At 69.1% G+C, this 3,144-nt stretch carries 4 protein-coding genes; all 4 read left to right on the forward strand.

All coding sequences use genetic code 11. The features are described 5' to 3' along the window. On the forward strand, positions 1-342 hold a 342-nt coding region (locus tag ACFW48_RS38505), incomplete at its 5' end, for a VWA domain-containing protein (RefSeq protein WP_386323313.1). A 285-nt stretch (positions 343-627) separates the two neighbouring features. Then, positions 628-1,425, forward strand: a complete 798-nt coding sequence (locus ACFW48_RS38510; RefSeq protein ID WP_386323315.1) for a hypothetical protein — start codon at positions 628-630, stop codon at positions 1,423-1,425. A gap of 117 nt (positions 1,426-1,542) precedes the next feature. Next, positions 1,543-1,794 carry a hypothetical protein gene (locus tag ACFW48_RS38515; protein ID WP_386323317.1) on the forward strand — a complete coding sequence of 84 codons (252 nt, stop codon included), beginning with the start codon at positions 1,543-1,545 and terminating at the stop codon, positions 1,792-1,794. 209 nt (positions 1,795-2,003) lie between these two features. Continuing rightward, on the forward strand, positions 2,004-3,144 hold a 1,141-nt coding region (locus tag ACFW48_RS38520), incomplete at its 3' end, for a helix-turn-helix domain-containing protein (protein ID WP_386323319.1).

Raw genomic sequence — 3,144 nt, forward strand, 5'->3', positions numbered from 1 at the left:
GGCTGGGGCAGCGTTTCCGACGCGATGCGCCGCGCCGTCAGCCACTACCAGGAATCCGGAGCCACAGACCCCGCCTTCGTCGTGACCCAGGTCGGCGACGAGCCCTTCGACAAAGCAGAGGTCCGCTCCCTGCTCCAGAACACCGCCTCACTCGGGATCTTCTGGCTCTTCGTCGGATTCGGCCGGGGCAAGCTCGCCTTCTACAAGAACCTCAACGCCTCCGCCTCCGCGACCTTCCCCAACGTCGCCTTCTACGACGCCAGCAAGAACCCGGGCTCGGTCCCCGGCGAACGCTTCTACACAGGCCTGGTCGACGCTTTCGCGCGCTGGATGCGATCGTGAGGCCGCAGCTTCCCAGCTGCCAGCAACGTCCTGGGTTGCTCAGCCGGTGCAGGGCTGATCGCGGCCCGGCGGGGGGCAACGTCCCGCCGGGGCCTTCCTACCGGCGCTCCCTGACCTGCGGCTGCTCATGGTGGAAGTCGCGCAGTCCTGATCCTTTGCTCCGACTCGGGCGGCTTCCGTCCGGGGCCGTGTCAGGCAAAACGCATTGCGAGGCCGGCGCTATCCGGCCATGCTGGCCGAGATTCGAGCGGGAGAGTCGTCGTCAGCAGGACGCCAGGGGGATGGATGGCTGCGGCCTTGCAGGAGATACAGCAGCGCCACCGCTCGAATGTGGAGGCCTTCGTCCTCCGGGCCCGCCGCGTCGAGGAACACTCGCTGGCTGCCGACTGGGAAGGTCTCGTCGCGCTCGGCGCAGGTTCGCTGAAGGTGACCGTGACGGGCGCACAGGCCGTGGTGCGTCAGGAGCTCCCGGCGGAGGAACTCGTCGAGTCGGCCGCTGCCCGGGTGCGGCCGCTGCTCCTGGAAGAAGACCCCTGTTCCTACCTGAAGGCCCTGGCAGCAGTGGGCTACTTCTGCCAGGGCCTCCCCCGAGAGACGAGCGAGGCCAAGGCGAAACGCGCTGAGTGGCAAGCACGAACAAAACCTGCCGCGGCCAGCGGGTACACGGTGATGGTCGGGAACACCACCACCGGCCAGACCGCCTCTCTAACAGACCACGACCTGGCTTGGGCATGGATCTACGGGGACGTGGTCCACCACGATCCCAAAAGACGCCGCGATGCCGACCCGTTCGGCCTGGCAGAACGCTTCCGCGCCGCAGTGCCGCTCGTCACCTGGGCCATGGTCGCCGCGATCGAACTCCTCAACCACATCCGAGCCCTACAGCACGACGGGATCCTCGGCCTGCGCCCGGATCTGTTTGATGAGCAGGTCGTGCTGAGCTCCACGACATGGGAGCACGCAGCACAGGCGCTCATCGCGCCGACGGGCACCCCCGCCCCCGAGCACGCCCTCTCTCCCCTCCCTCACGGCTGGACGAGCCTGCAAGACACGGCCGTCGTACAGCCAGTTCACAGCGACTAGCCCCTCTCGGCCGCGCCCGTCCGAACTCGCGTGCCGTCGCAGCACAGGACGCAGCCCGGTTCGGTGGTGTTAAGCGTGACCTGGCTGCGTTGGGCATGGCATGGAGATGATGGAGCGGTGCCGTTCGGAATGCGGACCCCGGTCGCGGTGACGTACGTCCGGTGCGCGCAGTGCGGGGCACTCGGTGAGATCGTCCTCGAGGGCGGGCGGCTGGACCTGGCGATGGCACGGGCCTGCGCTCACGTCCGCGAGATGCATCCGGGTGTGGACTTCCCCGAGGCCCTCCGGCTCGTGCCCGACGTCGCCTTCTCGCCGGTCGACTGTTCCGACGTCGCCGAGTGGGTCGCGCAGTACAACGCCCGAAATTAAACGGAGACCCCGACCCCGCGCTAGCGCCCGAGATGTGCGCCGTACCTTCCGGCGCCGGGGACGTGCGGCTCGTGCCCTGGTGCTCGCCGCCGTACGTCCTCTTCCGGGAGGTCTGGCAAGCCTGCTCGCCGCGCTCCCCACTAACAAACAGCGTGCCGATTTAGGCATGCTGTATGCGGAATCAGTATTGAATACGCTAGACTTGCATCATGATGGGTGTTGAGGAACTCCTCCGGCTCACGGTCGCAGCGCTGATGACGCGCACCGGTGAGCGCCAGAACAACCTCGCCGACGGGCTCGGCCTGTCGCAGGCGCAGGTCTCACGCAAACAGGCCGGGCGTCAGCACTGGTCGCTGGAGGACGTCGACCAGCTCGCCAAGCACTTCGGTCTGCACGTCCTGGACCTGCTGGCCGGCCCCACCCACGCCGTCGGTGTGCTCCACGGGGCGATCCCGCCCCTTCGCCCCGCCGACGTCGCCGCCCAGCCGGCCCCCGCTGCCGCGCTGTTCGCCGCGGAGCCCGTGGGGGCCCCTGTGGCCCCTGTGGCCCCTGTGGCCCCTGTGGCCCCTGTGGCGCCGGGGGGGCTGTGTGTTCTGTGCGGCCAGCCGACCAGCGATGAACTCGAAGGCTTCCCGCAGCACTTGAGCGCCGAGGGATGCGCGGCCGCCGTCGCCACCGCGAACCCCACCCCTACCCCTGCCCCTGCCGTGTCTACGCCCGCCCCTGCACCCGCCGTGACGCTCCCGACGGAGCCGATCGTCCCGCCGGAAACGCCCCCGGCCCCTGAGAGGCCGCGGAGCCCCCGCACGTACGCCTCGGAAGACCTGATCGGCCAGATCACCGGCCGCGTCCACGACGTCCTCGCCGAGCACGCCGGCGACGTCGACGCCGCGCAGGCCGAACTCGTCAAGGCCGCGATCCCGGACGTGATGGCCCTGCTGAAGTCCTCCCGAGTCGGCGGCCGGTACGAGCACTCCGAGTTCCCCCCCACCGCCGAGATCCTGCGCAAGCGCTCCCAGAAGGGCGCAGACGAGATCTGGGAAGGCCGCCCGAAGTGGCGCAACGCCGAAGCAGTGGCGGCGGCGAAGGCCGGCGCGCAGCTGGAGGTGACGGCCCTGGACATGAACGCCGCCTACCTTTCCGCCCTCAAGTGCTGGCTGCCGATCGGTCAGCTCCGCGAGGACACCAGCGGCGTCCACGACCCGAAGAAATCCGGTGTCCACCTGATCACCCCGGCGGAGTGGGAACACGTAGATCTGCCGAACCCGTTGGGCAACCGCATGGAGCCGGGGGAGTTGTGGGTCAGCGAATCTACCCTCCGCCTCCTCCTCGTCTGCGCCCGTCAAGGCC

This window comes from Streptomyces sp. NPDC058812 (assembly GCF_042744565.1).
Classification (GTDB): Bacteria; Actinomycetota; Actinomycetes; order Streptomycetales; family Streptomycetaceae; genus Streptomyces; species Streptomyces thinghirensis.

Bases quoted from the DNA above. Each gene is read 5' to 3' on its own strand.
- ACFW48_RS38510 (WP_386323315.1), top strand. From the start codon at position 628: ATGGCTGCGGCCTTGCAGGAGATACAGCAGCGCCACCGCTCGAATGTG.